The 25,374-nt window shown below is 64.5% G+C and carries 26 protein-coding genes; 9 read left to right on the top strand and 17 right to left on the bottom strand.

Features of this window, described 5'->3' with window-relative positions:
- Window positions 1-495: 495 nt before the first annotated feature.
- Genes DW178_RS11405 through DW178_RS05750 form a run of 3 tightly spaced genes read right to left on the bottom strand, consistent with a single transcriptional unit; the run spans window position 496 to window position 4,264 of the window.
- Window positions 496-1,587, bottom strand: a complete 1,092-nt coding sequence (locus tag DW178_RS11405) for an ICP22 family protein (protein ID WP_199669250.1) — start codon at window positions 1,585-1,587, stop codon at window positions 496-498.
- Window positions 1,588-1,590: 3 nt separating this feature from the next.
- Complete coding sequence (locus tag DW178_RS05755; protein WP_117716726.1) at window positions 1,591-3,651, bottom strand: relaxase/mobilization nuclease domain-containing protein; 2,061 nt, start codon at window positions 3,649-3,651, stop codon at window positions 1,591-1,593.
- A gap of 1 nt (window position 3,652) precedes the next feature.
- Complete coding sequence (locus DW178_RS05750; protein ID WP_118350110.1) at window positions 3,653-4,264, bottom strand: plasmid mobilization protein; 612 nt, start codon at window positions 4,262-4,264, stop codon at window positions 3,653-3,655.
- Between the two features lie 383 nt (window positions 4,265-4,647).
- Between DW178_RS05750 and DW178_RS11260 the strand changes: the two genes are divergently transcribed.
- Window positions 4,648-4,815 (top strand): hypothetical protein, encoded by a 168-nt coding sequence (locus DW178_RS11260; RefSeq protein ID WP_154270134.1) that lies wholly within the window; start codon window positions 4,648-4,650, stop codon window positions 4,813-4,815.
- 262 nt (window positions 4,816-5,077) lie between these two features.
- On the opposite strand, the gene DW178_RS05745 is transcribed toward DW178_RS11260, so the two are convergent.
- The 9 genes from DW178_RS05745 to DW178_RS05705 form a co-directional block, all read right to left on the bottom strand.
- On the bottom strand, window positions 5,078-5,443 hold the full coding sequence (locus DW178_RS05745) for a hypothetical protein (RefSeq protein WP_118350109.1): 366 nt from the start codon (window positions 5,441-5,443) through the stop codon (window positions 5,078-5,080).
- A 181-nt stretch (window positions 5,444-5,624) separates the two neighbouring features.
- Window positions 5,625-7,253: a hypothetical protein gene (locus DW178_RS05740; protein WP_147363821.1), complete on the bottom strand. Its 1,629-nt coding sequence runs from the start codon at window positions 7,251-7,253 to the stop codon at window positions 5,625-5,627.
- A gap of 195 nt (window positions 7,254-7,448) precedes the next feature.
- A complete protein-coding gene (locus DW178_RS05735; protein WP_118350107.1) occupies window positions 7,449-8,078 on the bottom strand; it encodes a hypothetical protein in 630 nt (209 codons plus the stop codon).
- Complete coding sequence (locus tag DW178_RS05730) at window positions 8,065-8,631, bottom strand: TFIIB-type zinc ribbon-containing protein (protein WP_015760200.1); 567 nt, start codon at window positions 8,629-8,631, stop codon at window positions 8,065-8,067. Before DW178_RS05730 ends, DW178_RS05735 begins: the two co-directional genes overlap by 14 nt.
- A 115-nt stretch (window positions 8,632-8,746) precedes the next feature.
- Window positions 8,747-9,040 carry a hypothetical protein gene (locus DW178_RS05725; RefSeq protein WP_117716732.1) on the bottom strand — a complete coding sequence of 98 codons (294 nt, stop codon included), beginning with the start codon at window positions 9,038-9,040 and terminating at the stop codon, window positions 8,747-8,749.
- Complete coding sequence (locus DW178_RS05720) at window positions 9,040-9,588, bottom strand: nucleotide-binding protein (RefSeq protein ID WP_117716733.1); 549 nt, start codon at window positions 9,586-9,588, stop codon at window positions 9,040-9,042. Before DW178_RS05720 ends, DW178_RS05725 begins: the two co-directional genes overlap by 1 nt.
- Before the next feature lie 230 nt (window positions 9,589-9,818).
- Window positions 9,819-10,091 carry a hypothetical protein gene (locus DW178_RS05715; RefSeq protein WP_117716734.1) on the bottom strand — a complete coding sequence of 91 codons (273 nt, stop codon included), beginning with the start codon at window positions 10,089-10,091 and terminating at the stop codon, window positions 9,819-9,821.
- A 343-nt stretch (window positions 10,092-10,434) separates the two neighbouring features.
- The gene (locus DW178_RS05710) at window positions 10,435-10,869 is read right to left on the bottom strand and encodes a single-stranded DNA-binding protein (protein WP_118350106.1); all 435 of its coding nucleotides are present in this window, start codon (window positions 10,867-10,869) and stop codon (window positions 10,435-10,437) included.
- Between the two features lie 309 nt (window positions 10,870-11,178).
- Window positions 11,179-11,646 carry a hypothetical protein gene (locus DW178_RS05705; RefSeq protein WP_286168536.1) on the bottom strand — a complete coding sequence of 156 codons (468 nt, stop codon included), beginning with the start codon at window positions 11,644-11,646 and terminating at the stop codon, window positions 11,179-11,181.
- A gap of 182 nt (window positions 11,647-11,828) precedes the next feature.
- Here DW178_RS05705 and DW178_RS05700 point away from each other — a divergent pair, with 182 nt between their 5' ends.
- The 3 genes from DW178_RS05700 to DW178_RS05690 all read left to right on the top strand — a co-directional run bounded on the left by DW178_RS05700 (window position 11,829) and on the right by DW178_RS05690 (window position 13,804).
- Entirely contained in the window at window positions 11,829-12,533 is a 705-nt protein-coding gene (locus DW178_RS05700; protein ID WP_118350104.1) for a hypothetical protein, read from the top strand.
- A gap of 167 nt (window positions 12,534-12,700) precedes the next feature.
- The gene (locus DW178_RS05695; RefSeq protein WP_147363820.1) at window positions 12,701-12,970 is read left to right on the top strand and encodes a hypothetical protein; all 270 of its coding nucleotides are present in this window, start codon (window positions 12,701-12,703) and stop codon (window positions 12,968-12,970) included.
- A gap of 81 nt (window positions 12,971-13,051) precedes the next feature.
- Window positions 13,052-13,804 carry a helix-turn-helix transcriptional regulator gene (locus DW178_RS05690; RefSeq protein ID WP_118350102.1) on the top strand — a complete coding sequence of 251 codons (753 nt, stop codon included), beginning with the start codon at window positions 13,052-13,054 and terminating at the stop codon, window positions 13,802-13,804.
- 91 nt (window positions 13,805-13,895) lie between these two features.
- On the opposite strand, the gene DW178_RS05685 is transcribed toward DW178_RS05690, so the two are convergent.
- Window positions 13,896-14,387, bottom strand: a complete 492-nt coding sequence (locus tag DW178_RS05685) for a hypothetical protein (RefSeq protein WP_118350101.1) — start codon at window positions 14,385-14,387, stop codon at window positions 13,896-13,898.
- Window positions 14,388-14,561: 174 nt separating this feature from the next.
- Between DW178_RS05685 and DW178_RS05680 the strand changes: the two genes are divergently transcribed.
- Together DW178_RS05680 and DW178_RS05675 are read left to right on the top strand one after the other, a co-directional pair.
- The gene (locus DW178_RS05680; protein WP_118350100.1) at window positions 14,562-15,188 is read left to right on the top strand and encodes a hypothetical protein; all 627 of its coding nucleotides are present in this window, start codon (window positions 14,562-14,564) and stop codon (window positions 15,186-15,188) included.
- 1 nt (window position 15,189) lies between these two features.
- Window positions 15,190-15,633, top strand: a complete 444-nt coding sequence (locus DW178_RS05675) for an XRE family transcriptional regulator (protein ID WP_118350099.1) — start codon at window positions 15,190-15,192, stop codon at window positions 15,631-15,633.
- 77 nt (window positions 15,634-15,710) lie between these two features.
- Here DW178_RS05675 and DW178_RS05670 read toward each other — a convergent pair whose 3' ends face one another.
- The 4 genes from DW178_RS05670 to DW178_RS05655 form a co-directional block, all read right to left on the bottom strand.
- Window positions 15,711-16,349, bottom strand: coding sequence for a hypothetical protein (locus DW178_RS05670; protein WP_286168535.1), 639 nt, complete (start codon window positions 16,347-16,349; stop codon window positions 15,711-15,713).
- A 54-nt stretch (window positions 16,350-16,403) separates the two neighbouring features.
- Entirely contained in the window at window positions 16,404-16,751 is a 348-nt protein-coding gene (locus tag DW178_RS05665) for a hypothetical protein (RefSeq protein ID WP_286168534.1), read from the bottom strand.
- Between the two features lie 190 nt (window positions 16,752-16,941).
- Complete coding sequence (locus DW178_RS05660; RefSeq protein ID WP_286168533.1) at window positions 16,942-17,499, bottom strand: DUF5067 domain-containing protein; 558 nt, start codon at window positions 17,497-17,499, stop codon at window positions 16,942-16,944.
- Window positions 17,496-18,320 carry a hypothetical protein gene (locus tag DW178_RS05655; protein WP_118350098.1) on the bottom strand — a complete coding sequence of 275 codons (825 nt, stop codon included), beginning with the start codon at window positions 18,318-18,320 and terminating at the stop codon, window positions 17,496-17,498. The genes DW178_RS05660 and DW178_RS05655 overlap by 4 nt, the downstream gene beginning before the upstream one ends.
- Before the next feature lie 186 nt (window positions 18,321-18,506).
- Here DW178_RS05655 and DW178_RS05650 point away from each other — a divergent pair, with 186 nt between their 5' ends.
- From DW178_RS05650 to DW178_RS05640, 3 genes are read left to right on the top strand one after another with little or no spacing between them, the layout of a single operon-like run.
- Complete coding sequence (locus DW178_RS05650) at window positions 18,507-19,709, top strand: restriction endonuclease-related protein (RefSeq protein ID WP_118350097.1); 1,203 nt, start codon at window positions 18,507-18,509, stop codon at window positions 19,707-19,709.
- Window positions 19,706-22,828 (top strand): pPIWI_RE_Z domain-containing protein, encoded by a 3,123-nt coding sequence (locus DW178_RS05645; RefSeq protein ID WP_118350096.1) that lies wholly within the window; start codon window positions 19,706-19,708, stop codon window positions 22,826-22,828. The genes DW178_RS05650 and DW178_RS05645 overlap by 4 nt, the downstream gene beginning before the upstream one ends.
- Window positions 22,815-25,340, top strand: a complete 2,526-nt coding sequence (locus DW178_RS05640; protein WP_118350095.1) for a pPIWI_RE module domain-containing protein — start codon at window positions 22,815-22,817, stop codon at window positions 25,338-25,340. The genes DW178_RS05645 and DW178_RS05640 overlap by 14 nt, the downstream gene beginning before the upstream one ends.
- Window positions 25,341-25,374: the final 34 nt, after the last annotated feature.

Genomic DNA, 25,374 nt, shown 5'->3' with positions numbered 1-25,374 from the left:
TCTGACAATTATACGAACGTTGCCAATGCTTACGCGGTATTTAGCCGTGAAGAAGCCTTCGAAGCCAGGGCGGAACTCCCCACCTCGATCACTTGCGTCACTCTAAAGGTGCGACCGTCGCGCCACGCGATGCTTAGTGGCTCCAAAAAGCCATCGTCGCGCACGTGCGCGACGACGTCAACGTATCGCTTGTGAACGCGTCTCATTCTGCCGTTGCCGTCTTTTATCCAATCTTCCATATATCCGATTATCAAACAGGAGCCCGTTATCAGGTAGCGAACAAACGATGGAGATTCACTGAGTGAGCAAGCAGATCAGCGTTGCTGTCATCTTGCGAAACAAATAGATCAAGCGGTTTATAGCTATGCTTTCTTTCGCTCGATCTTCCTTGTTAACTTCCATGGCTTAACTTCCCCAAGTGTTTCAATTTGTAACGGGAAGGTGAAACGCCCGCGGCGGCCGTTTTGCCGCCGCTGGTATCACTGTTGTTACTTTCTAGAAGAGGTCGGCGAACATCGAATCGTCTTCCTCGTAGTCGTCGCTGTCATCATCGTCGTCACTGTCTTCATCGAACGCTGGATGTCCTTGTCGACCTCGACTCGCCAAGTCAAGGCTTTCCTCCAGCTCGTCGAGCGTCACGGTCTCAAGCCTGCCAGCCCGGTAATCCTCGACCTTCTTCAATAGACCGTACTCATACTCAAGTCTGTCAATCTCGGCGGACTCAGTCTCCGAGCCGCCGGGTTCGAGGTCGATATCTGCCTCCGAGCCGTCTCCCGCGGTGTCCGCGGTAGACTCGGGTGAATCCGCATCGGGGCCGTCTTCCGCTGAGGCTCGGTCGTCGGTGCCGTCTTCGGCGGCGTCTGCCGTAGCGCCATCGGTTTCCGCGTCTTGGGACGGCTGCGGTTCGCTTTCGGTCTCGGCATCGTCGGCATCGGGATCGTCCGAGACGGTGCCGCCGCCGCTCACCATGCCGCCCGCGGTCTTCATGGCCACGAGCGCGCCGCCGAAGGTCATGAGCTCCATGTGCGCGTACTGCTCCGGGTCGACCACGACCGTGGGCTCGGGGCGGAGCTCCATAAGGTTCCGGTCGCCGCGCGTCCAGGTTCCGCGGGTCCAGGTGATGCCCGAGTCCAGGTCGTTCCAATCGATCAGGTCGTCGGCCATGAGCATGCCGTCCCCGAATGAGAGCACAGTCGGCACGATTGTCTCGTAGCTGCCGGACTCATAGTAGATGCAGAGGCCCTGCCCGTGGTCGCCCAAGTAGTTGCCGCTGTCGTCGAACAGCACCTCGAAGACGGCCGGAGCCAAACGCGAACCGTCCTCGGTCCTCACGAGGATCGGCTTGCCGTCCGCATAGACGCCGTCTATGGCGTCCAGCTCGTCCGGCTCGATGATCGTCACGGCGCGCTTGAGGAGTTGCATGTCGTCGCTTGTTGTGATGAACACGCTGCGCTCTAGAAGCACGCCCTGGTTCAGGTAATCGGAAATGTCGAGGAAATCGTCCTCGAGCATGATGCCGCTGTGCAGGTCCATGCGCGTCGTCTCGATCACGCGGGCCCTGTCATGCATCTTCACGATGATGTTCACCGTCTATCTCCTCCTTGTGTAGTTCGCCGGCGTATAGCCGTCGTCGTCGATATCCTCTCGGATCTGCGTATACGTCCGCGCGTCTCTCGTCTTGCCTTCGTCCCTCTTCTCGAGTTCGAGGTTCTTGACCTTCGGATGGCTGTTCAGCAATGCGTTGACGTCGGCGATGGTCGGCTCACCGCCGAGGCTGTCGATGTCGGCCTTGGCGATGACGCCGGACTCCACGAGGTCTTCGAGATATTTCATCTGCCTGTCGGTTGCGGGGCGCTGGAGGTACGGCTTCCATCCGGGCTTCGCGCTCCTGTCCGTCTCGCCGGGCGCGGCGATCGTCACGGGGGCGTCCTGCGCCCATTCGCTTCCGGCTATGCCGTAGGCCGACCGCTCCGCGCGCAGGTCCTCCTCGCGCTGCTCGCCGATGATCTTCGCCTTGGCGCGCTCATGGTCGCGCTCGATCTGCTTGATCTTGTCGGGCGTGAGCGCGCCCGCCGCGATCGACTCCGAATAGGCCTTCCGGTAGCGGACGTACTCGCTCGTCAGCATTGCGGTCTGCTCGGCGGTGATGACCTTGGCGCCGCGGCTGTTGCGCCCGGCGCCTTTTTGTCTCTCGCCGCGGCCCCGCACATCGGTGGGGCCGATCGGCATCTGCGATGAGGTCAGGACATCGACCGCGGCGGAAAGGCGGCGCGAGCGGTTGCGGATATCGCCTGCCGCGGAAATGAGGTTCGCGGCGTCCGCCCTGACGCCATCGCGGCGCTCGAGGAGGTCCGTGTAGGTCCTAACGGTGAGCTCGATGCCGCGCTCGGCCATCCATTTGCGGATCACCTCCATCTCGCGAAGCTCGGCGGCGTTATCCTCGCGCCATGCCGCGAGCGCGCCGTGGCCGTCCGGGCGCGCGGTCAGCTGCGCGGCGCAGGCCGTGTACACCTCGACCTGGCGGATCGCCTCGGCCGTCTGCTCGGCCTCCAGCTTGAGTGCGTCGGCCCTCGCGTCGAGCGCTTCGACCTCTGCGGCGAGGCGCTTGGCATCGGCCGCCATGTCCGCGTAGCTGAGGTAGCCGCGCTCGCGGATGATGTTCACGGCGTCGGCTGCGGCGGCGAGGCGCGCGGCGGAGCGCTCGATCTTCTTAGACCGCTCGAGGTTGTTCGACGCGACGGCTTCGAATGTCATGGGCGGTAGTTTGACGTCCGGGACAAGGTCCTCGGCGCACATCCTCACGTTCGGACGCCGTCCCTCGAGGCGCACGGAAAGGCGCTCGCGCAATCCCTCGACTGTATATGAGTCGTCCAGCTTGTAACCTTTCACGGGGCGCCCCTTACCCTCGGGCGGGTAGAAGGTCAGCACGCCGCGGCGGTTGATATTGATGCGGTAGCCCTTCTCAGCCAGGCGGCACTCGAGTGCAGACCATGTCCGGCAGCCCTGCAATGCCGACTCGATGTCGTCGTGCATCGCGTCGGTCCAGAGCTTCCTTCCGCTGTACCTGGCGCGCCGCTGGGCGTCCGTCTCGTGTCGGCGCGCCGGGCGCGCCTCCTGCAAGACGACCTCGCGGCGGCTGTCGGGGCGCGGCGTGCGCGCGTACCAGGAACCGTCCTCGTCCCTCGTGAACTTGAAGTTGTCGAATGCGCTGTAGCCGTAATCGCGGCAGATGCGCTGGAGCTCCATAGCGTCGGCCTGAACATCGTCGTCGTCGAGGTGTATCTTCCTACCGTCGACGGGGTTGACGGAGTTGACGACGATATGTGCGTGAGGGATGCCGTTGTCTATATGTGTCTCAATCACCCACTGGTAACCGCCGTAGCGCTCGCGCACCCAGTCGTATGCCAAGGTGTCGACCGCTTTGGCATCCAGGCCGTCTTCGGGATCGGGTGAGATCACGAAGTGGTAGTACTTGCGGCCCGTATCCTTGCCGAACATCTGGCGCGTCGCGTTCATCTGCTCGTCCCAGTCGGACCTATCGAGATCGATCGAGCTTGAGCGAAAGGTGACAGCTCGGCCGTTGCGCGCAAGGTAGTCCTTGATCTGCTTGCAGCCGCCGAACTTGCGGGCGAGCGTCTTGAGCATCGCCATGCTAGCGCTCCACTTCTGATTGACGCCTCAGCTGCATCATGAGGCCGCGCGTCTCCGCCAGCGCCTTGCAGTATGGGTCCTTCAAGGTGGCGACGAAGTTCTCGATCTGCGCCGCGAGCTCGCGGCGGCGCTCCCTGCCCATGTCGGGCATGTCCTGGAGGAGTATAAGCGTGTTCGCCGCGGCGGCGAGCTGGTTCAAGTTCACGCCCTGTTTGTTGAACTCGTAGAAGAACTTCTGGAAGAAATCGGGGTCGCCGATGTAGTACATGGGCGTGTGAAGGATGCGGTCGACCATGAAGCGCGATTGCGTCATGCCGGCCTTTCTCGCGGCGTCTCGGATGAAGGTGTCCTCGTAGGGCGTCACGTTGAAATGCTTCTGCACGGTGCGGTGCTCGGTGTCGAGCAGACCTTCCAGCGCCTCCTTCACGTCGACGCACTCGCCGCCGGGCAGCTTCGACAGCGTGAACTCCTGCTTGCCGTAAATCGCCGCCTCGCGGATGAAATCAGAGACGGTCAGGCCGGCAAGCTCCGCCTTCGCACGAACCTTATTCAGTTCGGTTTCAGTCAGGCGAACGCGGATATAGCGTCCCCTGCCGTCTCTGCTGGCTGTCAAAATCTCTCCTATCTCCTCGCGCACCCGTGCGCGACCCCGGTCCAAGGGCGGAGCCCTGGCAAGCGCCGGAGGCGGGCGGGTTTCCGTCGGCGGACTGTGCCCGATGGCGGAAATCTGACCGACTTCGGCGGCATACTTGTGGCCACATCTACGATGGGGGTACAAGTATGCGTCTCTTGCGAAGTTTTCAGTATCCTACCCCTATTTGCCTGGGTTTAAACCGGTTTGCACCGGTCATCCGATGCCGTTATACCGTCCGCGTTTTGGCTGTCCCTCGTCTCTTTCGCGACGAACGGGACGCTGCTCATCTGTTGCAAGTCCGATACGGCTCGGATACCGTCACGGCCGTATAAGTTGTTTTCAGCGATGAGAAGGAGGGTCATATGGATGCTGACGATTGTGCCCGTATCATCGAGGGGGTGGCCGCTGTGCTCGATCTGCTCGCGGCCGATGGCGATGCCGTGGACGACCCGGCGCCGATCTACGAGCTGCTTGCGGAGAGATGTCGGCATGTCCGCGTGGCACTCGAAGTTATGACGGGGTGCGAGTAGCCTGCGTGCCCGATCGCGGCAGGAGTCTTGCGCGCGAGCGCGTGTCCAACGTCTCGGTGCGCGCCGATCCGATACCTCCCGACTCCGGCAGGCGTGCATCGAGGCGCGGCGGGGCCTGGCCGCCCGTGTCCGCCGCGAGCGTTTCCGCTCGCTTTCCATCGTTGTCCGGTCAGTGTTCCGGGCGTTGCGTCGCGACATGAAAAAGGCCGCCACCGTGTTCCGGTGGCGGCCTCTCGCCCGGCGACCCTCGCCAATGCAAGATCTACGCCTTCTTTTCCGCGAGACGTTCGTAGTCGTCGCTCGAGAGCACCACGGCATACACGGCGCCGTCCTTCATCAGGTACGCCATACCGTTGCGCTCGATGCGGCGCTCAATCTCGGCCTGCGGGTCGCTGACGCCGCCGAGGTCGACGCTGGACTCCATCAGGCGTCTGATGTCGTCCATCGTCAAGTTCTGCATCTGCTCGGTGAACGCTTGGCGCTTCTGGCGGGCGCGGCGCTTCTCGCGCTTCTCGGCCTCGGCCGTCTTCTTGGCAGCCTCGGCTGCGCTGTCCGCAGTCGAGGCCTTCGGCTTCTCGGTCGCGGTCGGCTCGATGTCGTACGGGACATCGCTATCGGTATCGAACATATTCTCCCTCCCCTCTGGTCACGTCGCCGGCATTACCATTCGATGCTACCCAAAAGCGCCCGGTCCCAAACGCCGGCCGACGTATCCGTAGTCCTGCAATTGCGCGGGCCGTTTCCGCCGCCTGTTTCGCGCGTTGCGCAAAAAGGATCCCCGCCATCGGTTCCGATGGCGGGGATCTGTGCTACTTGAAACCGCGACGGTGCGAGCCGGCGGTCTTCATGTGGCATCCGGCATGCCCTATGACTATCAGCTCGTTTTCCCGATCGATATAGAAGTGAAGGCGGAAGGTGTTCTTCTGGCTCCTCCCCTTGATGTGGGCGGAGATGTCGACGGTTCGGCCGCCGTAGCTCCTCTCGCGCATCTTCATCAGATCGGCGCGCGCCCTGGTGGCGCTGCTCTCGCTGAAGGTGAGCTCGTAACCCGTACGGCGCTGGAACTCGTCTGCGACCTGGCCCTCGCAATCGTCGTCCTCGAACAGGAGTCCGTAGAGCGCCGTCGCGGCGCCACGGACGATATCCCACTCCTCGGCGAGGTTGCCGTCGTATGATTTGGCCGAGTCCATCGCCTCGGGAAGGACAACGATGCGGTCGGGCCAGATGGAGCGCGCGAGCTTCAGGAGGTCCGCCAGGTCGCGCGGGATCACCTGGAGGCATTCGGCCACCCTCGCGGCTCCGTCGTCGTCCGACGGCGCCGCGCACTGCGCCGCCTTGCGCTCGAGCGCGCGCTTCTCGCCTTCGAGGCGCTGGACGGTCCTTGTGAGCTCATCCACCTTTGCCGTGGCGTCGGAATAACTCCGCTCCTGGTCCGTCGCGATCTCCTCCCATGCCTCGGCGTCGGATCGCAGGCGCGCGATCTCCGCGCGCAGGCCGTCGATGTCGGCTACCGGCTCAGCGGGCGCCTTCGTCCGCGCACGCAGGCGCTCGATTCGCTCGCCCTGTCGCTCGCTCTCCGCGCGGCTGCGCAGCCACAGCACGTCGCCAATCCCGGCGACGTCGCCCGGTCGGCTGTCGATGCCGCGACCGAGGCCCTGCATGAGGACGTTGATGAAACCGTCGCGGCCGCCAGCGGCATAGCGCTCGACCCTGTGGCGCGTGAAGAGCGTGCACGCGGACAGCGAGTCCTCGGTCGACAGGTCAATTCCCGGGCGGTACACCATCACGGCGCTGCGCCCGATCCTGTAGCGCCCGGCCGGTGTCCGGTCGGGCAGCAGGTCGCGGAACGCCTGCACCAACATGCCGTCGCGCATGTCGATGACGTATACCGTGGCCATGCCGACGAGCTTCGATGCGAGCTCGGTGGCGTCCCACACAGGTGTCTTACCGTCGTCGTCGGTCGTCATGAGGACGATCGGCAGGCAGCGCGCGCGATCGGTCAGGCTCGGCATGAAATCGCGCTTTAGCGTGTCCGCGTCAAGGTATATCTCCTCGACGCTCACGCGCGACGCGCCGATCCTCACGTCTAGCTTTCCGCTCGCGAGGATATCGCGCACGACGCGCGGCACGGACGGCAGCGGGTTGCGCTGGTATCCGAAAAAGCCGTTCACGGCGTAATGCGATACCTGCACGTTGAGGATGCACCCGCCGTCTCCGGCGGGTGCGAGGCCGATCCTCGTGTGCCAGCGGCGGCGCGAGAACTCGCCGTCGAGCTCATCGGCCTCGACCGCCCATGCCGCGCCTTGCGCGCCGGATAGGCCGAGAAAGCGGACGGCCTTGGCGGCGTCGGGCTCGTCGGCGGCCGTCCAGCCCGCGGGCACCGCGATGTCCGCGGCGCCCTCCGGTACGTCCAGGCCCTTGGCGTGCAGCCAGCCCATGACGATCTCCTTCACGGCCTCGGCCGCGTCCGCGCCGTCGGCCGCTGCGACCTCGAAGCGCGCGCGGTAGTGCGGTGTCTCTCCCGATATGGTCCTCAGTGCGGGAGCCAGGGCGGGAGACGCGGGGCGCTGGACTGGGACGGCGGCAGGTTCTGGCAGCTGTGCGGCCTGCACTCCCCGGCCCCTCAGCACCCTTCAAATGGCCTCCTTGAACGGGGCCTCCATAACGTCGTAGACGGTATCGGGCGACGTCACCTTCGCGACCTGTTCCAGGGCGCGCATCATGTCGTTCGCGTCGCCCTCGTTGCGGAATACCATCACCGGGGCCGTCCCCAGATCGCCCGTGCACATGAGCGTGTAGCACTTGGTCGGCTCCGTCTCCGGAGCCTTTGTCCCCGCGGCCGCCGTCTTCTGCCCGTCCGTTTTCGATACCTTCTGCATTTCCGTCTCTTCCTTCCCCATATCCTGTGACTGTCGCGCGGCATCGGGCTCCGATGCCGCCTTTCGCGCCTGGCGCCTCTTCGCCTTCCTGTCGCGGCGTTCCATCGCACGGCGCTCCTCGCGGTTTAACGGGCGCCTCGCAGTCCCCATACCGTCATCGATGCTGCCTTCGCAGGCTTCCCTGGCCCCATCCTCAGCGAGGTCGAGGCCTTCCGCCTCCACCCACGAATCGAACTTCGCGACCGCCTCGCCTTGCGTACAGCGGTACGTTCTGATCATGAACTTGGCGTTGGGCATACGGACATGCCCCTCATAGCAGCTGTCCTCCAGCTTCCACAGCCCGGCGCGGTAGCGGTCGCCCTTTATCAGCTTACGAGTCGACATGGATCGCCCCTTTCATCACCGGCGCGCCATGTCCTGCGGCGACCATGGGGGCGCCGCAGGACGGGCAACGCGTGCACACCGATACGGTCACGCGTGCGCCGCATCGCCCGCAGGTGTAGGAATACAGGGCGCGGTCTCCGCGCTCCGTGCGCTCCGGGGACGCCATCAGCGAGACCGGGGCAATCAGGTCGGCCAGGCGCATCGCCGCGATTTGGTAGGAAGATCGATCCGACCACCCCTTGATATCCAGGGCAGCGAGGATGCGGGCGGTGAAGCTGTCGGCATCCAGCGTGTCGGTGGCGCGCGCCTGGCGGCGGAGGCCGGCGAGACAGCCTAGCTCGCCGCACGTCATCCCGTCGGCGTCCGGCATCGCCTCGCGGGCCGCCGCGAGCCTCACGACCGCGTGCAAGCAGCCCAGATAGCCCAGACGCCCGGCGACGTCCACGGCATCGCACACCTCCTCGGCGAAACCCGCACAGTCCATGTGGTGGACGCGGGCCGCGACGGCCTGGAGTCGCAGGGCAGTGCGGACGCGCCCGGCATCGGCATCCATCTAGGCCTCCTTCTTGCCGAGATCCGCGATATAGGGCGCGACGCGGTAGCCCTGAGCGCTGTATTCGAATGCTGTCATTTCCGTTTTCCCTTCTATTCGATACCGCACGGCCCGCCTAGCGGTCCTTGCGCAGATGGTCCTCGAGCAGCGAGCGCATGAGATCGCTCGCGCTGCGGTAGCCCTCGCCGCGGTGCTCCACCAGGTACTTCTTGAGCTGCCAGTAGAGGTCGTCGGGAACGATCACGCTCAGGCGGTGCGACGGGCCCTCGGCCTTCGCCTCCCCCGCCTCGGGCTCGGGGGCGGGGTTCACGACCTTTTCGACGATCGTCTCCTGGCGGTCGATCATTTCCTTGGAAGTGTCCGTGAAAAAGCTGTTGATGGCGGAGTCCGCCTTCTTCGTCCGTGCCATTACAGCATCGCCTCCACCTTGTCCAGAATCCCCTCGATCGCGTCCGCGGCGCGGCCGCCCGGCTGCACCTCGGATACCGGCTTGTTGAACGACGCGCCGCGCTTGAACGCCTCGGCAGTCGGCACGCAGCCCAGGATGGGCAGGTCGTCGGCTGCAAGGAAATCGGTGAAGCTGCGGTCGATGACCCGCTTGTCGGAATAGCGGTTCACGATCAGCCCGATCTCAAGATCGGGGCTGACGCTCGTGATGAGCTGGATCGTGCGCTTCATAGCGCGCAGGCCGCGCTGGCTGGGCTCGACGGGGACGATCGCGATGTCGGCGACCTCCACGCAGCCGCCGAGCTTGTCGTTCAGATAGCCCGGGGTGTCGACGACGGTGACGGCCTTCTCGCCCTCGACGGTCCTCTGCTCGTGACTCGCGCCACCCTGCGGGTCGAGGTTGATGAAGCCGACCTCGCGCCCGCGGCGCTCGAGGCCCCAGGCGATCTCGTCGGCGAACGTCGTCTTGCCGACGCCGCCCTTCTGATTGACCAAAACGATTGTCTTCATGTGTTTCCCTTCTACGGGTGCCGCCCGATTTCCGGGCGGCCCTCTCGGATATCTGCCGCCTGCCGGCGGTGGATGCGGGGCCGGCGAGTCGCTACCGGTCCCGCATCCACCGACGGCGGGGCGCTAGGGCCCTGCCGCTGCCATATATGTACCCAGTTATGCGGATGCGTAAACGCACATCTGCATACCTGTGCGGATGCACGTTTACTTATTCTTGCCCGTCGGCGCCGCTATGCGCCGTATTCCGACGCCCTCGCGGCGCGATACGCGCGGCGCGTTTCGACCTCGCGGCAGTACTCCTTCCGTGCCGCCACCGTCCTCTCCGCCACGTCGTAGGCGTACGCGATGAGCGCGCCCGCCACCGGGAATACGGCGCAGTTGATGTAGACATAGCTGTATGCGAGCATGAACCACATCCCGACGAGCCCCGCGACCAGCGCGGCGGCGGCGGCGACCTTCTCCCTTCCGCTCGGCTCCATTACTTCCCTCTTGCAACCGGCCATGACGGCCTCCTTCCGATATTCGGCGATCCCGCGCCGATGCGGTCGCGGCCTCCCTTGCCGCCGGTATGTATGTACCCAGTTGCGCACATGCGTATACGCACAAATATGTAAATGCGCAAATGCGCGTTTGTGTAACTTGAGAATGTGCGCCGCACACTGCCCGGGTTCCGGGCGGCAGGGCCCTGACCTGCGTTTTCCATGACCGGTGAGCCGAAGGGACCCCATCGGTCCCGCAGGCCGCCGGTTGTGGGTAACGTGTGGAGAGCGGATCGCGGCATGAAAAAGCCCCGCCGAAATCTCCGGCGGGGCAATCGCGTGGGCATGAGGGCTATATATATGTGGGCTAGAACGGGATATCCTCGTCCGCGATCTCGAGGGCGGGAGCCTCGGGGGCCGTGTACTGGGGCTCGCCGCCGCCTGCGGCGGGAGACGCCGACGGGGACGAAGCGGGGCGGGCGTTCATGAACTCGATATCATCGACGATGACCTCGAGCTTGCTGCGGCGCTGTCCGTCTCGCTCCCAAGAGCTGTAGCGCAGCTTGCCCTCGATCGCGACCTTGCTTCCCTTGGAGATGTATCGGCCCACGGCCTCGGCACGGGTGCCGAACATGGTGCAGTCGACGTAGTTGGGATAGTCCTCCCACTCGCCGGTCTGGGGGTTGCGGCGGCGGTCGTTGACGGCCACGCCGAAGCTGAGCACCTGCGAACCGCTCTGGGTGGCGCGCAGCTCGGGGTCTCGGGTGAGGTTTCCGGTGATGTTGACGCGGTTGATGCTCATTGACTTCTATCCTTTCGGTTCCGGCGGGAGGCTGATCCTCCCGCCTGCGTATCCATTCCGGGCGCGGCGGCCCGCGCCGTCGGTCTGTATGTACCCAGATGCGTAATTGCGTAAACGCATAGATGTGCGTTTACGCAATTTTGTTTTTATAGGGGACTTCCGGTCGCTCGCCCGCCCGTGCGTGCGCGCAGGCCGCGTTTTCCATGGCCGGATGCCCGAAGGGACCCCATCCGTCCCGTAGGCAGCCGGGTGTGGGAAACGCGTGGGTATCCCTTCAGGTCGGTCTACCAGTTTGGATTCCAGGACGGATTAGAGGGAGCGGGCGCGGCGCAGGCTGGGGTCCGGGACCGGCTCGACGCACGGGACGCATACGCGCGCCTGGTCGTAGGCGTCCCGCATGTCGGCGACGAGGCATTCGCGCGTCACATAGAAGTCCGGCTCCCACTCCTCGCCGTAGCCGTCCGTCACCCGATACCATCCCTCGCCCTGCCAGACCTTCTCGACCGTCTGGTCGATCACGGAAATCTCGGCATAGGGCAGATGCAGCTCGCCGGCGCCCTCGTAGGCGCCGCGCAGGTCGTCGGCAAGCTCGGCCTCGGTTTCGTACCACGCGGCCGGATACGATCCCGCCCCGTCGCTGAAGCAGACGCGGTACCAGCCCGCGCCCCGCCAGCACCCCTCCAGATCGCCCGCGACGGCGCGCTCGATCTCGTTCTCGTCCATATGCCCATCGTTGCCGCACATAGTGCCCCCTCGGTCCAGTCGTCGATCTGACACGGTTAGTTGATACCCCGTCCGGGAGCATCGGAAACAGCCGGTTTCGATGATGGCGGGAAGATACGGGTGCCCGGAGTTCCGCCCCGATCTCAATTTAGCGGGCATGAGCGGGGGCGATTCAGGGTAAACGGCTCTCTAGAGAGGCCGCGGGCGCGGCCGGAAACGGATGGAAGGAAACGGATATGGCCACGGATCACGGAGCGGTGCCGCCCGTCGAGCACGACGATACGGCGAATCTGAGGCTCGCGCTGATGGAGAAATGGAGGGAGGCCTGCGGGCGCGCCGCCGAGGGGTTCGGGCGCCGCGGGGACATCCCCTTCTACTCCAGCGCGCTGTCAGCCCTCGCCGGCGAGTGCGCCGACGATATGGGCAAGTCCGGCAGGATCGCCGAGGCCGCCGTCGCCATGCTCGCCGACGCGCTCATGGATATGGACCCACAGGGATATGCGGAGCGCCCCGAGAAGGCTGCCGGCGAGCTCGAGCGCTTCGTCTCGTCGATCGCCTACGCGGACGCCCTCGGGCGCCTGCGCGCGGCGATGCCGACGTTCGAGACGCGCCTTCTCGGCGAGATCGACGGTGCCGACCCGGATGCGCTGCCCGCGGTGCCCGAAAACCTCGTCGGACCGTCGGATACCGCCACCTGCACGATCGACATCCTCGACGGGTCGCAGGAGGGCAATCGCGATGTGCTGGACAAGTGCGCCGCCATGATGACGGACGACAACCCCGATATCGGCGACTTCTGCTTCATCACGTTCATGCTGCGCGACGGATCGCCCAAGACGGGCATCTTCTGCAAGATACGCGACTCCCGCAGGGTCCAGGATGCGTGGGAGCGAGCTTATTCCGACTACAGGCGCGGACGCCGCATCGGGCCCGCCGAATAGAAATGGCTGGGAGCCGCGTGCCGCGGGATTGCCGCGGGATTCGACGTGGGTGGCGGCGGTATCGCCCTGGATGCCTTTCATGGTGGAATCACAGGGCGGCATCCATGGAGGGATACGGTGAGGCCCCGTGCGCGAGGCGCACGGCCAAGCGGGAGGGGGTCCGGCACATGGCCGGGTGCAACAGGTTCGACGCCAAAGTCGTCCCCATAACGGTTGAGATTGACCGAAGGTGCGGGCTCAACACCCCGAAGGCGCTCATCTGCGAGGGACGGCGCTTCGAGATCGCCAGGGTCGGGGCGACGCTGCCCTGCCCCAGCATGTTCGGCAAGACGGACGCGACCGTGACCGGCGCGGTCGTGGACGTCGGCGGGCGATATGTCGTGCGCGGGCTTATCTGCGACGACGGGTTGTGGTTCTCCGTGAAGCCGGACGGTTAGAGGTCCGTCCGGCTTCGTCTCCATAGCCGCGCCCGCATCGGATAGCATCGACTCAAGGACCAGGGAAGCGAGGTTGCCGCATTGCGGAAAGATGCCTACATAATCGGCGGCAAGCCGTTCACATTCTCCCCCGCCGTGTTCGATTCGCTGCTGGGGCATGGCGCCGCAGGCGCCGCGAAGATGAGGGAGCTCGGTGAGGCCGTGCACGTCTCGGTCTCGTCGATCAAGGACTGGCGACGCGGGGCGCACGCGCCGAGCGATCTCGAGAAGGTCGAGGATATCGCCCGCTGGGCGCACATCGACGCCTCCGACCTGCTTATAGAATCAGGAGATGGAACCATGGACGAAAAACTCAGCGAAAGGCAGCTGGACGTGCTCTGCGCACTCTGGAACCAGGCCTACGACTTCCTCGACCTGTGCGAGGAGACTGACCATCTCGTCTGGCCGACCACGAACCTGCGCTGCGTGCCGGGCTCGATCCTGCACGACGTCAAGGTGAACCCGGAGTCCGATAAGGCCTGCCCTCCCTGGGAGATCGACACCGAGGACCTGTTCCTGCAGACGCTTTCCGCGTATCTTCGCGCATGCCGACGCGCGACCCCCTATGTCGGCGAGAGCGACACCTTCGTCAAGCTCCTGGGCTTCTGCGACATCATGACCGAGACCGCTTTGGGCGAGGACGGAGGCAAATGGCTGCCCGACCCGGATATGCTCTTCGATCCGCATGAGGAGGGATACGTTAGCCCGATGGAGGACGCGGAGCTCAAGGGCAGGAAGCTGCTCGACGAGGTACGCGACGACCTCGTGGCCCTGCGCGGGATGGTGTGCGAATAGGGCGGGCTCTACGAGATAATGCGCAAAGGGCCCGCACGGTCCGATCTCTCGAACCGTGCGGGTCCTTTGCGTTAGTATGCCTCGGGTGTGCCTAGCGTCGGCGGGCAGATTGCTTTGCGTCGGGTGCGGCGGCGGGCGATGCAATCTCGTCGTCGCCGCGGATCTCGATCTCCCAGCTGTCGTCCGCAGGGTCGGTGTAGGTGTATGACGCGGTCTGGTCGAAGCCCTCACCGAGGCCGTCGGCCAGGTAGTCGTGGCAGCGCTGGAAATGAGTCGCGTAGGCGCCCGGATCGGCAGCGGCATCCTCGGCCATCAGTTCGAAGGTATGGAAAACCGCGTCGCATACCTCACCGAAGTCCAGGTCGGAAGCCTCAAGGCCCTGCTCGATGTCCTCGGTGTAGTCGCGGGTCTCCTGGCATACGATATAGCCGAGCATGAGGGCGTATCCATAGTCGTCGTTCTCATAGTATTTCCCCAAGCCAGCCATGTCGGCAACCAGAGCGCCGGAATCGAGTGTGGGGACGATCAAACCCTGCTGGATGGCCGCAGCGACCATCGCGCGGGTGATGTGGTGGTTATCCATGGTTGCGTTCTCCTTCGGTTGGCCCAGTACCGGTGGGCGCCGGGGCGGTTCGGCCTGGCGGGAAAACCGGTCGGCATCCTTTTCGGCTACGCGTGTTTATGTTTCCCCTCAGGGGGTACAAGGACTACCGAGCGGGCGGCATGGGGCCGCCCGGCGCGCATATGGGAGGACTATATGGAAACGCTCTTCGTGACGGAGTCGCGCGAGCTGCTGTTCACGGGAACCGAGGATATCGACGTGCGACCGCTCCATTCGCCGGTACTGCATTACGAGGGAGACAGCCGGGAGGTGGCACTGCGCGCGGCGCACGAGGCCGCGGCGGCCTCCAAGGTCGAGGCCTGTCAGCGCGGTTTCGCCCGGTGGGTCGCCACCGTGAGCGAAATCACGCTCGACGGCGAGGGGTCCATGGAAAGCGAGGAGACGGTCAACACCGTCGACCCGCTCGCCCGCGTGCCCGAGCTGCGCACGCTCGCGCGCGAGGCCGCCGCGAGACGCGCGGACGGGAAGATCATCCGCGATATCGCCGGGGCTACGGAGCCGATCGGATCCGCTCGGTGCGGCGGGGACGTCTACAGCCTCTACCGCGTCGAGGGGTCGGCCTTCGGTGACTTCACGTGCTACCGGGTCGGACGCGCGCCCTACAACGGGACGCTCTACCTTCCCGCGGGGTTCCACGATTACGGCATCGCCACCCTGCGCGGGCTTTTCGCCGCGCTCGAGGGCGGACAGTGCGAATTCCTGTGCGAATACCAGGACGAGATCGATGGGGTCTATCACGGGCTCTTCGAGAAGAGGATCTAAGATGAAGGGAACGGACATGCAGACCATCCACACTAAGGCAGGCTTCAAGGTGCTGCGCGAGAGCCTGGGACTCTACCAGTCCGACGTCGCGCAGGTCGCGGGCGTCGACGTGAAGACCGTCAAGAACTGGGAGAGCCCGCGTCTGCCGCGGTGCCGCGCCACGGCCGAGGCATGGAAGTACCTCGAGAACCTAGCAGAAGTCCAGGAGCGCGAGGTCGGGTGCCTGGTGGAGAAGATTGTCGGCGAGACGGACGTCAACCCCTACCCGCTCCCCTACTTCCGCGAGCAGGGCTTAGCCGCGGAGGATGCGCGCGCGGCGCGGATCTCGAACGCCATGACCAGAAAGGTGGCCTTCGAGCTCACCAGGTTGGCCATCCCCTACGAGTTTCGCTTCGAGGAGGAGGCCGCGGACGATGAGCGGCTGAGCGAGATCCGGGATATGTAGGCAGTCGTTATTGGGCCGGTACCGTGGAGGTGCCGGCTCATATTAGAAAAGAGCTCCGGTTGCCCGAAGCCCCTGTCTCAATGATGTCGATGAGTACGTCTGGCAGGCACAGGTAACTCTCTGTCGCCACTTTGCCGCTCGGCCCGGTGAAAAGCATGGAAGACGGGGTTTCCACCGTTTGCGTCGAACGCGCGGCCATCGGCGAGCGCGACGGAAAGCTCCTCGAGCCCGTCGATGAGATGATCGGCGTTCGCAACGCCGCATATGTCGTAGGATGCGAGGTCGTTCCATATCTCGAAGCGCCTATACCACGACATCGACGCGATTTGACCATCGACGAGACTTGCAGCCCCCGATGCGACCTGCTCACCGAAATCTTCGGTGACGCAGGCAAGAAACGCGCTTCGCGTATCCGATACGAAATCCTCGGCCGTGTAGGCCGACGTCACGGTAAAGCTGGACTCCACGGTGCCGGTCTCGCTATCCTTCGTCTCGGTAAGGATGCCAAAATCAAGCGCCGGGGCGGTTGCACAACGAAGGCCATGACGGCGACCACCCATGACTTCCTGCCGATAGATACTCTCAGCCAGGCGCAGGTATCCGCGAAGCTCTCGCCTCGCGAAGTTCAGGCTTGAACGAAAATCACCGTTTACAAAAGGCCCGCCAATCTCACGCTCGCCGACAAATACCGTCGCCATATAGCTTTGCATACCCATATCGAGTCCCTTCTGAATGTCTGCTTGTCCCTATTGATTGGATGCCAGGGCAAATCACGCGGTCGGGGTGCCTAGGTCGGTTTCGGCCAGGACGTCGCGGATATCCGCCACATCCCTCACTGCCATGACGATGCACCTGATCGATACCGCCGCCGCGACCACGGATGTCAGGAGGACTGCCACGCCGACGTCGTGGGCCCAGATGACAATCCCCACAGCCATAGTGATGGCGAGGCCAACGATCCAGCAGATGAGCGCGTTGCGCGACTCGTCGAGATACGATCGCGCATAGACCTCCAAAATCTCGCGGTCGATGCCCATCTTGCCGAACCTGTCGATGTATCTGGACATCCTCGACGACATGCCGTGCTCGGTCCATGCAACCATTTTCAGAAAACCCATGGTCGCAATCGCCGCGTTGAATGCCATGGCCATGCAAGGAACCAGGTCGATATTTTCACTGATGAACGGCGCCGTGCGGACCATCCCCTCCCGTTTCGTCTCTATTCGATGTGAGTCTACCCATATGCGCATGTACGTAAACGCATAGACGCGCATATACATATATGTGTGGACGTGCGAGCGGGGCGGCCTATTGCAGGCCCGGGTTCACGATGCAGTAGCATCGCTCCGACCTCGGCTCCTTCTCGCCGGGCGCCATCACCTTGACCGTGACCGGAACCGTCTCGGAATCGGGGGCGAACGCCGTGAACGACTTCAATTTCCCGCCCGGCTCGATCTGCTTCTGCGCCCGCTGATCCTGCACCTTGTAGGACCTGTCGAGCTTGATCCCGTCCTGGTATGCGTTGATGTCGGTATAGGGTGCGACAGTGTCCGAGTCCGTGACGTTCTCGAAGATATAGGCAACCCGGATGTAGCGGAACGGCTTGCCGTCCGGCCCCGTGCCTTCCTCGATCGTCACGCGGTCGATCGAGATGCCGTCCACGGACGCCTGGGCGGACTGCTGCGGCGCGAACGGCGACGAGGTGCCGGCATCGCCCGACTTCCCGGCGCCGTCGTCGGAGGAGCCGGCGTCCGGCGCCCCGTTCCTCACGCAGCCCGCGAGCCCGGCCTGCGCCGCCATGACCGCGAGGCCCACGAACGCTCGCCTCGTCATCGCCGTCATCGTATAGACATTCTTCCCCGTCACCTGTGAATCTCCTTTATGCTCTTCAAAATGGGGGCGGTGCAGGCGCGGTGCCGAGTCTCACGTATCGCAGCGCGCCTGGCCTCGTCCTGCACGAGCTTCGGTCTCCCCTCGCGAAAGGCCGCGGCCCTTCTCGCCGCCGCGGCGAATTTCCGCTCGGCCTCGTCGAAGTCGATATCGCGCCACGCGCGATCCCCGCCCGTGCCGGATATGAAAACCGACGGCACGACATGGCTGCTGTCCGCATAGTCCGCCGGGACGGACATCTCCGCATAGCCCGACGGCTCGCTGCCGTCCGGCAGCCGGTACACGACGAGCTCCTGCTTCCTGCGTTTGCTCACGCGGCGCTCGCACAGCTCGGGATGGAACGCCTCGTACGCCATGGCGCTATATGGGGAGCAGGAGAAGCGGTACTCGAATAGGCATTCCGCTTCCCTCCGATGCCGTTCCGCCTCCTGCACCCGGGCCGCAGCCTGCGCCCGGATCCGGTCGCGCTCGGCCGCCTCCTCGGGCCCGAGCTCGCGGAACGCCCCGACCACGGCGGCCTCGTCCAGGGCGAAGAACTCCGTCTCGCGGGCGTAGGCGCCGGTGTGGTGCCAGGACGAGTAGGCGATGAACCGGTCGAAGAGCGCGGCCTTGGTCTCGGACTCGACCGCAGGGTCGTAGAGCAGGTCCATCTCATCGCAGTAGCCCCTCAAGGCGCCGAGGATCGCCGCCTTGGTCCATTTCGAGCGGGGCATCTCCCCCGCCTCGTAGGCCGCCCGCGCGTTCACGCTCATGGAAGCGCCGCTGTATCCCTTTTGCCCGTAGGCCACCCTAGACATGTCCGACCTTTCGCGCGGATGTGTACCGTCCCAGCTGTTTCTACCCCGTGTGCGGGAAGTCTTTCACTCGATTCGAGCCGGTGCGGGGGCATTTTTATCCGTCGAGTTTCGGTAGGGGCGTGTAAAGCGCGGCGGGGACGGGTATCAAAGCTGCTGTGTATGCCAATTCCAATAAAGAGGTGGTCCATGTCCGACCCGATCGCCGCGGCCGAAGCCGCCGGCAAAGCCCGCGATATCGCCAACCGCTTCGAGACCGCCGTATTCCTCATCGCATACGGCATCGCCGAGAAGGACGGCCTCTACGAGGCCGACCCGCATAGGTATCCCTACAGCCAGGCATTCAGACACGGCATGAATATCCTCGCCGCGCTGTGCGCCGAGTGCTCCGACGATGCGGAAGAGCTGCTGCCGACGTTCAATGAGTCCGATTTCATCAGGAACAGCGCAGCGTCAGACGTGCGCGAGTGGACGGCCCGGTGGCGCGACGAGTGCAGGGAAGCCGTCGAAGGGCGCCGGTCCATCGAGATCGGGCCCCTGGCGTCAGTAGACGGCGACTACTTCGCCGCGACGTCGGAATGCTACGAGGTGCTGCGCTTTGCGGAAAACGACCTCTTGGGCGGCCATCAGGAACGCAGGGTGTATGAATTCCTCCGAGCCGGCACCCAGGAGCAATACGTGTACGGACGCAGGATGCTCATCCGCCACCCGCTGCTCACCTGGAACGAATACGTCAGGATCAAGACGGGGCTCGTCCTGGGCGACCCCGACCCCCTCGACCAGGGCGAAGCCGACACCATCGACCCGGTGTGGTTGCAGGAATTCGTCTCCATGGCCTACGAACCTGTCCCGGGCGCCGCAAAAGTATGCCCGAATTGCGGCTGGACGATGACCATGCGAGGCAAGCAGCCCCACTGCTCATCGGCGACGTGCGCCAAGGCCGTCACAGGCGATTTCGACAAGCTGGACAGCGTCGCGCACGACGCCTTCCGCCTATCCCGCGGCGTCATGCACTACATCTCTTCCCCCGGAAAGCTCGAGCTGGCGATCGCCGAGGCCGCAGCGGGCCTCGGTCTGAAATACGAAATGTGGCCCCTCAAGGACACCTGCGACATCCTGATCCATCTGCCGGACGGCCGACAGCTTGCCGTCGACGCCAAAGCATACGGCCGCGCCGAGCGGCTTGCCCGCGAGATAGAGGACGACACCGGCATCACCCAGATGTGCGCGGACGAGGTGGCCTATGTCGTGCCGGACCAAGTCGAACGGGACCATCCCGGATATCGCGCGCTATGCAATGCCGTCCTGCGCGGCAAGACCGGCTATTCATGCGAAACGCTGCGCAACTTCTCGAAACGACTCAATGCCGCCGCGAAGGGAGGCACGCGATGAACGAGCCGAATGATACAGCCCAGGAAGGCTTCGACCAGCTGAAGCGCAATCTCGAGGTGCGCTATCCCGAGGACAGCGACCTATCCCTCGACGAGTTCCTGAATGTGGAGTCGCTGCTCGCGCTCGCGGTACGCGTATGCGGTCCCGGAGCCGATCCCCGAAAGGCCGACAGGCTCCTATCGAACTACCAGCTCATCAGGCCCGAGACCATCGGCGCGGACGGCCACCTCATGCAGATGGCGCGCCGACACCTGTTCTCGCTGGCCTCATCCACGGCCTGGCGGCGACTGCTGGGCCTCTACGAGCGCGCGGAATATGAGCGGTACCGGTTCTTCGATATCGCCAACGGCGGAATGGCCCTGCGCGAGCACCCCCTTACCGGGATCGACCGCATGCCGATCTATATAGACCGCCTCCTCGGCGATGTCAAACTCTCCCATAAAAACGTGGTCGCGAGACCCAAAGGACGGTATTCCTACACATGCAAGCCCGAGGCGACCGGCGATACCACGGTAACCGGATCGATCCGTTGGGTGACCATACCCGATGCCGTGCCGCCCCAAACGGGCAAGATTGACGATATCCCCCGCAAGAGCAGGCGCCCGCCCATCGATATCACCCTCGACGAGCTCATCTCGACCGCGGACGAAGTCGGGGAGAAGACCGGGAAGACCCACTACGCCGCCGTGCTCAGAAGGGTCAAGGACCAGGGGCTCCTCAAGCGGGCCCGCGGCGGCGGCACATCCGTCGCCGACGGCCTGCGCCTCGATGAGGTCGTGAGCCTCGTCGGCCTCGTCGGCGCCGGCAAGTCCGTCCTCGCCAACATGCTCATCGTCTGCCTCGCGAAGCGCGGCCTGCGCGCGGTATCCCTGCTCAACTCGGTATCGGACGTGATGGAAAGCGTCATCCTGCTTCGCGAGGCGGGAATCAGCGCCTCGCCCCTGGTGTCGCGCGGCAGGCGCATCGAACGGCTCGACGAGTTCTTCGACCACGATGACTCCATGCTCCTCGGCCATTCCGCATCCAAATACCTGGAGACCGCCTGCATCATGGACGGGCTCTCCTTTTCCGATCCCGAGGCCTGCGGATACGGCAGCACGCCATGCCGCGGCCTCCGGTCCAAGAAGGGCGGCGCGAACTCATGCCCGTACTGGGACGTGTGCCCATCGCAGGCCATGGCCCGCGAGTCCCTGACATCCGACGTCGTGGTCACGACTCCCACCGGCTTCGCCACCATGATCGTCGGAAGGGAGCGCAAGGCATTCTTCGAGGAGGCCCTTCAGCAGTTCGACGTCGTCCTGTTCGATGAGGCGGACCGCGTGCAGGCGCAGCTCGACGGCTGCTTCGCCCCTAGCATGAGCTTCCAGGAGCTCATCCGCAACGCCGCCGACCCGACAGCCGCGGCCATGAAGCGGCGCCCGGACGACAAGATGAGGGACTTCAACGAGGAGCTTTTCTACGACCTGCGCCAGAAATCCGAGCCCGTCGCGAAGGCGCTGCTCAAATCCGTCAGGGACGACCGCGTGGCGAAATGGCGCATCGTCAAGGACGAGGCGTTCACGTCGCTCTCGCTTCTGAACGACCTCCTGGAGCAGGGCCTTCCCAAACAGGTTTACGAGGATGCCGACAAACTCATCAACCCCTATAGATTCGAGATTGCCAAGAAGAGCCTCGATGGCGGCGACGCGGCCCTCAACAAGCTCTCGCAGGCGGTCGCGACCTCCTGCGAGGGCATCGACGACGACACCCACAGCTACTCGTTGAACGAATACCTCGCTGCACGCGGATGCTCGGAGCTTCCCGACGAGCTGCGGACCAGGTTCTCCTTCGCCCTCAAGGTCATCCGGTTCGACTCGTATCTGCGCGAACTCGCCTCCGCGCAGGACCTCCTCAGCTTCAAGGACGATTCCGTCGACGAGCTGTACAACTTCCTCAAGTTCAGCTACACGCGCCAGCAGCACTATCTCCCCAACTCGCTGATCGGCAACATCTTCGGGATGAAGCTCGACGGCAACGACCTCAGGCTTTTCCGGCAGTTCGCCTTCGGGCGGGCCTTCATGTGCTCGCTGCCCTGGCTCGATACCGACCCCGCCGGGGCGGCGCTGGGGCCGCACGCGCTCCTGCTCTCCGGTTCGAGCTGGGAGCCCGGCTGCCTGCAATACCACGTGAACAGGCCGGTCGACTACCTCCTCGAGGCGGAGCCGTGGAAGGCGGCCAAGCTCTCCACCTCGACCGTGAGGGACCTCGGCATCGAGCAGAACGTGTCCGGCAGCGCCGCCGAGATGCGTTCCGGCAACCTCGGCATCGTCCTATCGCAGACCATGGCCACGTTGAGGGACGAACTCGACGCGGATGGCGCGGGAAAGGCCCTGGTCATCGTGAACAGCTACCGGGAGGCCGAGGACGCACGCGACCGCATCGAGCAAGAGTTCCGACGCAAGGGCCAGGCAATCAAGGTCGCGGCCCTGGTGCGCAACAACCACGAGCACAGGGAGCACTTCGTGCCCCGGAGCGAAGTCTACAAGTTCTGCGACCATCCGGCCAAAGTGCTCGTGGCGCCGGCCATGGCCATCGAGCGCGGCTTCAATATCGTCGACCGCGGCGGCCATGCCGTGTTCACGAGCCTCATCTTCTCGGTGCGCCCGATGGGCACACCGCACGACCTCGGCGGGCGATACCGCAAGCTCAACGGCCTCATCGAAAGGGAGGTCGGCGACTACCCGGCCAATCCCGGGGAGTTCGCGACCGAGGTCAGGGCCTCCGCCTGGCGCACATGGAAGACCATGGAGCGGGACGAGAACCTTCCCATGGGCGCATGGAGGACCATGGGAAGGCAATTCCTCGTAGACGACGCGATCTCCACGCTCATGGTCACGATCATCCAGATATTCGGGCGCCTGGCGAGGCTTGCCGATAAGGAAAGGCCCGCGCCGCATGTCTATTTCGCCGATGCGGCCTTCCGCGGCGGCGACGGGAAGCTCTCGTTCAGGACCCTGGAAGAGCTCGGCGCCTACATGGAACGCCTCATGCACGATAGCGACCAGCCGGAGGTCGCCAAAGCCCTCTACGGGCCGTTCTACGAGTCATTCAGGAAAGGAATCGGAAATGTCGGACTCTAAGCTGCACCTCATGTCATTCGCACCCGTCCCCGACACCAAGACGACCGTGCACGTCGTCGGCTTGCCCGACAGCCTGCGCGACGCCCTCTTCACGCTCATGCCCCCGAGGAAAGAGGGCGGCTACCTCAACACCAAAGTCCTCAAGGACGACCTGCGCTGCTGGCTCGACCGGGCCGTCGAGCTGAACCCCGTACGCCCCAACGTACATACCGACAGCTGGCTTATCGCCCTCGCCCCCATTGATCTCGCGAAGCTATGCAACGTCATCGCGGTCTGGATCTCCTCCCGCAAGGACATCGATACCCAATCCCCGGCTTTCCGCAAGGTTATGGGGATGCTGCACCCCGAGACGTTCGAGGAGGCCGTGCGTGGCGAAGAGATCTGCCTGTTCAGCGGCGACGGCCGTCCCACGGGCGGGCTCACCTTCCCCGCATTCTCCGCGCAAGTCGCCGACGCCATCGCCGACATCCCCCTCGAACTCGCCAACGGCATGGTCGAGAACTTCAGCAGAGTCTCACGCGGAAACGGAAACGTCTACGAGCTGATTTCCGATATCCACTGGCACAAGGAGGACCCGTGGGCGTTCGCCCTCAGATTCCACGTCGAGACGCTGCCGGTCGGCCGCAAGGCAAGGCTCAACATGGATGTCGCCGTCCGCCGCTTCATCGGCAAGCCATGGCAGGACGACCCGTTCCTCAAACACGATGTCAACGCCTACGTCCGCACGGAAGGCGGCACGCTCCGCGTCGTCCCCTACGGCTACGACAAACAGAAGCGCGACTTGGCCTGGGACCCCGCGGCCCTGGCGAACTACGAGTTCGCCAGCGGGACCGGATTGCCCGCAGTCCGCGAGTATCTTGAGGACATGGGCAGGTACGCCCGCGACGGCTCGCAGCCGCAGATCCTATCCCCCTACGCGATGACCGCCTCCTGGGCATCGAAGCCCTCGGTCGCAAGCGGGGCATCCGTCATCGACAAGGCCATGTTCTTCGAGGCCGTCGCGGCTCGGCTCAAAGATATCGCGGAGCCCGTCGGTGCGCTCGACTCGCTTCAACTGACCCATCTCAAGGCGTCCATAGAGGAACCCAGGCAGGCGGATTGGGACAAGGACCCCGTCAGCGCACGGGCGAGACAGGACGCCTGGGGCCGGGCCAACCGCGCCAGACTCGCCCGCTGCACCGGCAGGGACAGGGCCGTATTCCAGCTGATCGGCAACCAGGACGATGCCCGGCTCCTCGATATGGCAAGGGCCGAGATCTCCCGCTTTCTCGGTGGGGAGGGGGCCGTCGACGGCTTCGAGGTCGAGATCGATAACATCCCGGCAAACGAACTCCTGAACCGCATGGAGAATACCGGCGACAGCCAGGCGAAGATCCGCTGGCGCAAAGTCGCCGCCGCGCTTCCCGAGGCGACCGACCCGACCGCGTGCATAGTGGTCCTGCCGGGCGCCGAGAGCTACAAGCCCAAGGGCAAAGACGACGGCGGAGACCCCAAGCGCGCCCTGCGCATCGCGTTCGCGAAAACCGGGCGCCTGACCCAATTCATCGAACCCGAGGACTCGAAGGACAGTCCCGAGATCCGCGCGCGCGTCGCCGTCCGCGACCTCATGCGTCAGCTCGGTTTCGTACCCGAACCGGCACGCAATTCGCGCGGCATCGATATCTCGATCCCGGCGATAGGGTTGAAGGTCTACAACTCCGGCAACGGCAAGGCGCGGGCGAGCTTCCCCTATTGCGTCCGACAGGACATGAGAAGCGGTGCCGTCACCGTGTACTGCCCCCTCCTACCTGACGGAAGCCTACCGTACTGGCGCGCCCTCATCGAGTTCGCCCGGCTGAGCGGTTCCGAGGGCTTTCCGGACTCCTGCAAGCGGGCGAACGGAATGGCCCTGAAGAGGATGCTCCACGGCATAGTCCGCGCCACCGGCGACAGACCGGAACTCCTCCTCGTCAACTCCTACGGCCGCATCCGCCAGAGAGACTGGTGGCCCGGCATCAGCGACTCCGGCCTCGAGTCGGGACCCTTGAGCTACGGACCGACCGGTTATGAGGAGCCGCTTGACCTCGCGGGCAGCAAGCTGCGCATCCTGCGTATACGCTCCGGTCTCAACGGCGAGGTCCCCGACTGGTTCACGGACGAGGTGGCCGCGAGCGGCGCAGACGACGGCACCGTGCCGAACAGGCGCGACAAGCAGGGACTCTTCAAGATGGACGGCTACTTCCTCGCGTTGGCCCCGCGACCGGGCGACGCCCAGTACAAATGGTCCGCACGCGGATCGAAGTACGATTCGCCCACCGCGGCGTTCTGCGAGAAGACGATCAACGAGTACTGCCTTCTGTCGCCCGGCGGCGAGGCCGAGGCGCTTGCCAGCGTCAAATACGCCGAGGCCCTGCGCGGCTGCATGGTGCAGCTCTACAAGAACGATATGAGGGTGAACCTTCCCGCCCCGCTCCATCTCGCCGAGCAGGTCGAGGAGTATATCTGGGACTGGGAGCTCACCGGCAGACGGTAGCGACCCGCCCGCGAAAATGAAATGGGGAGGCCGG

The organism is Eggerthella sp. AM16-19 (assembly GCF_003474385.1).
Taxonomy (GTDB): domain Bacteria; phylum Actinomycetota; class Coriobacteriia; order Coriobacteriales; family Eggerthellaceae; genus Senegalimassilia.
Note: the sequence above shows the minus strand (reverse complement) of the source record. Positions and strands in the feature narration are given on the sequence as shown.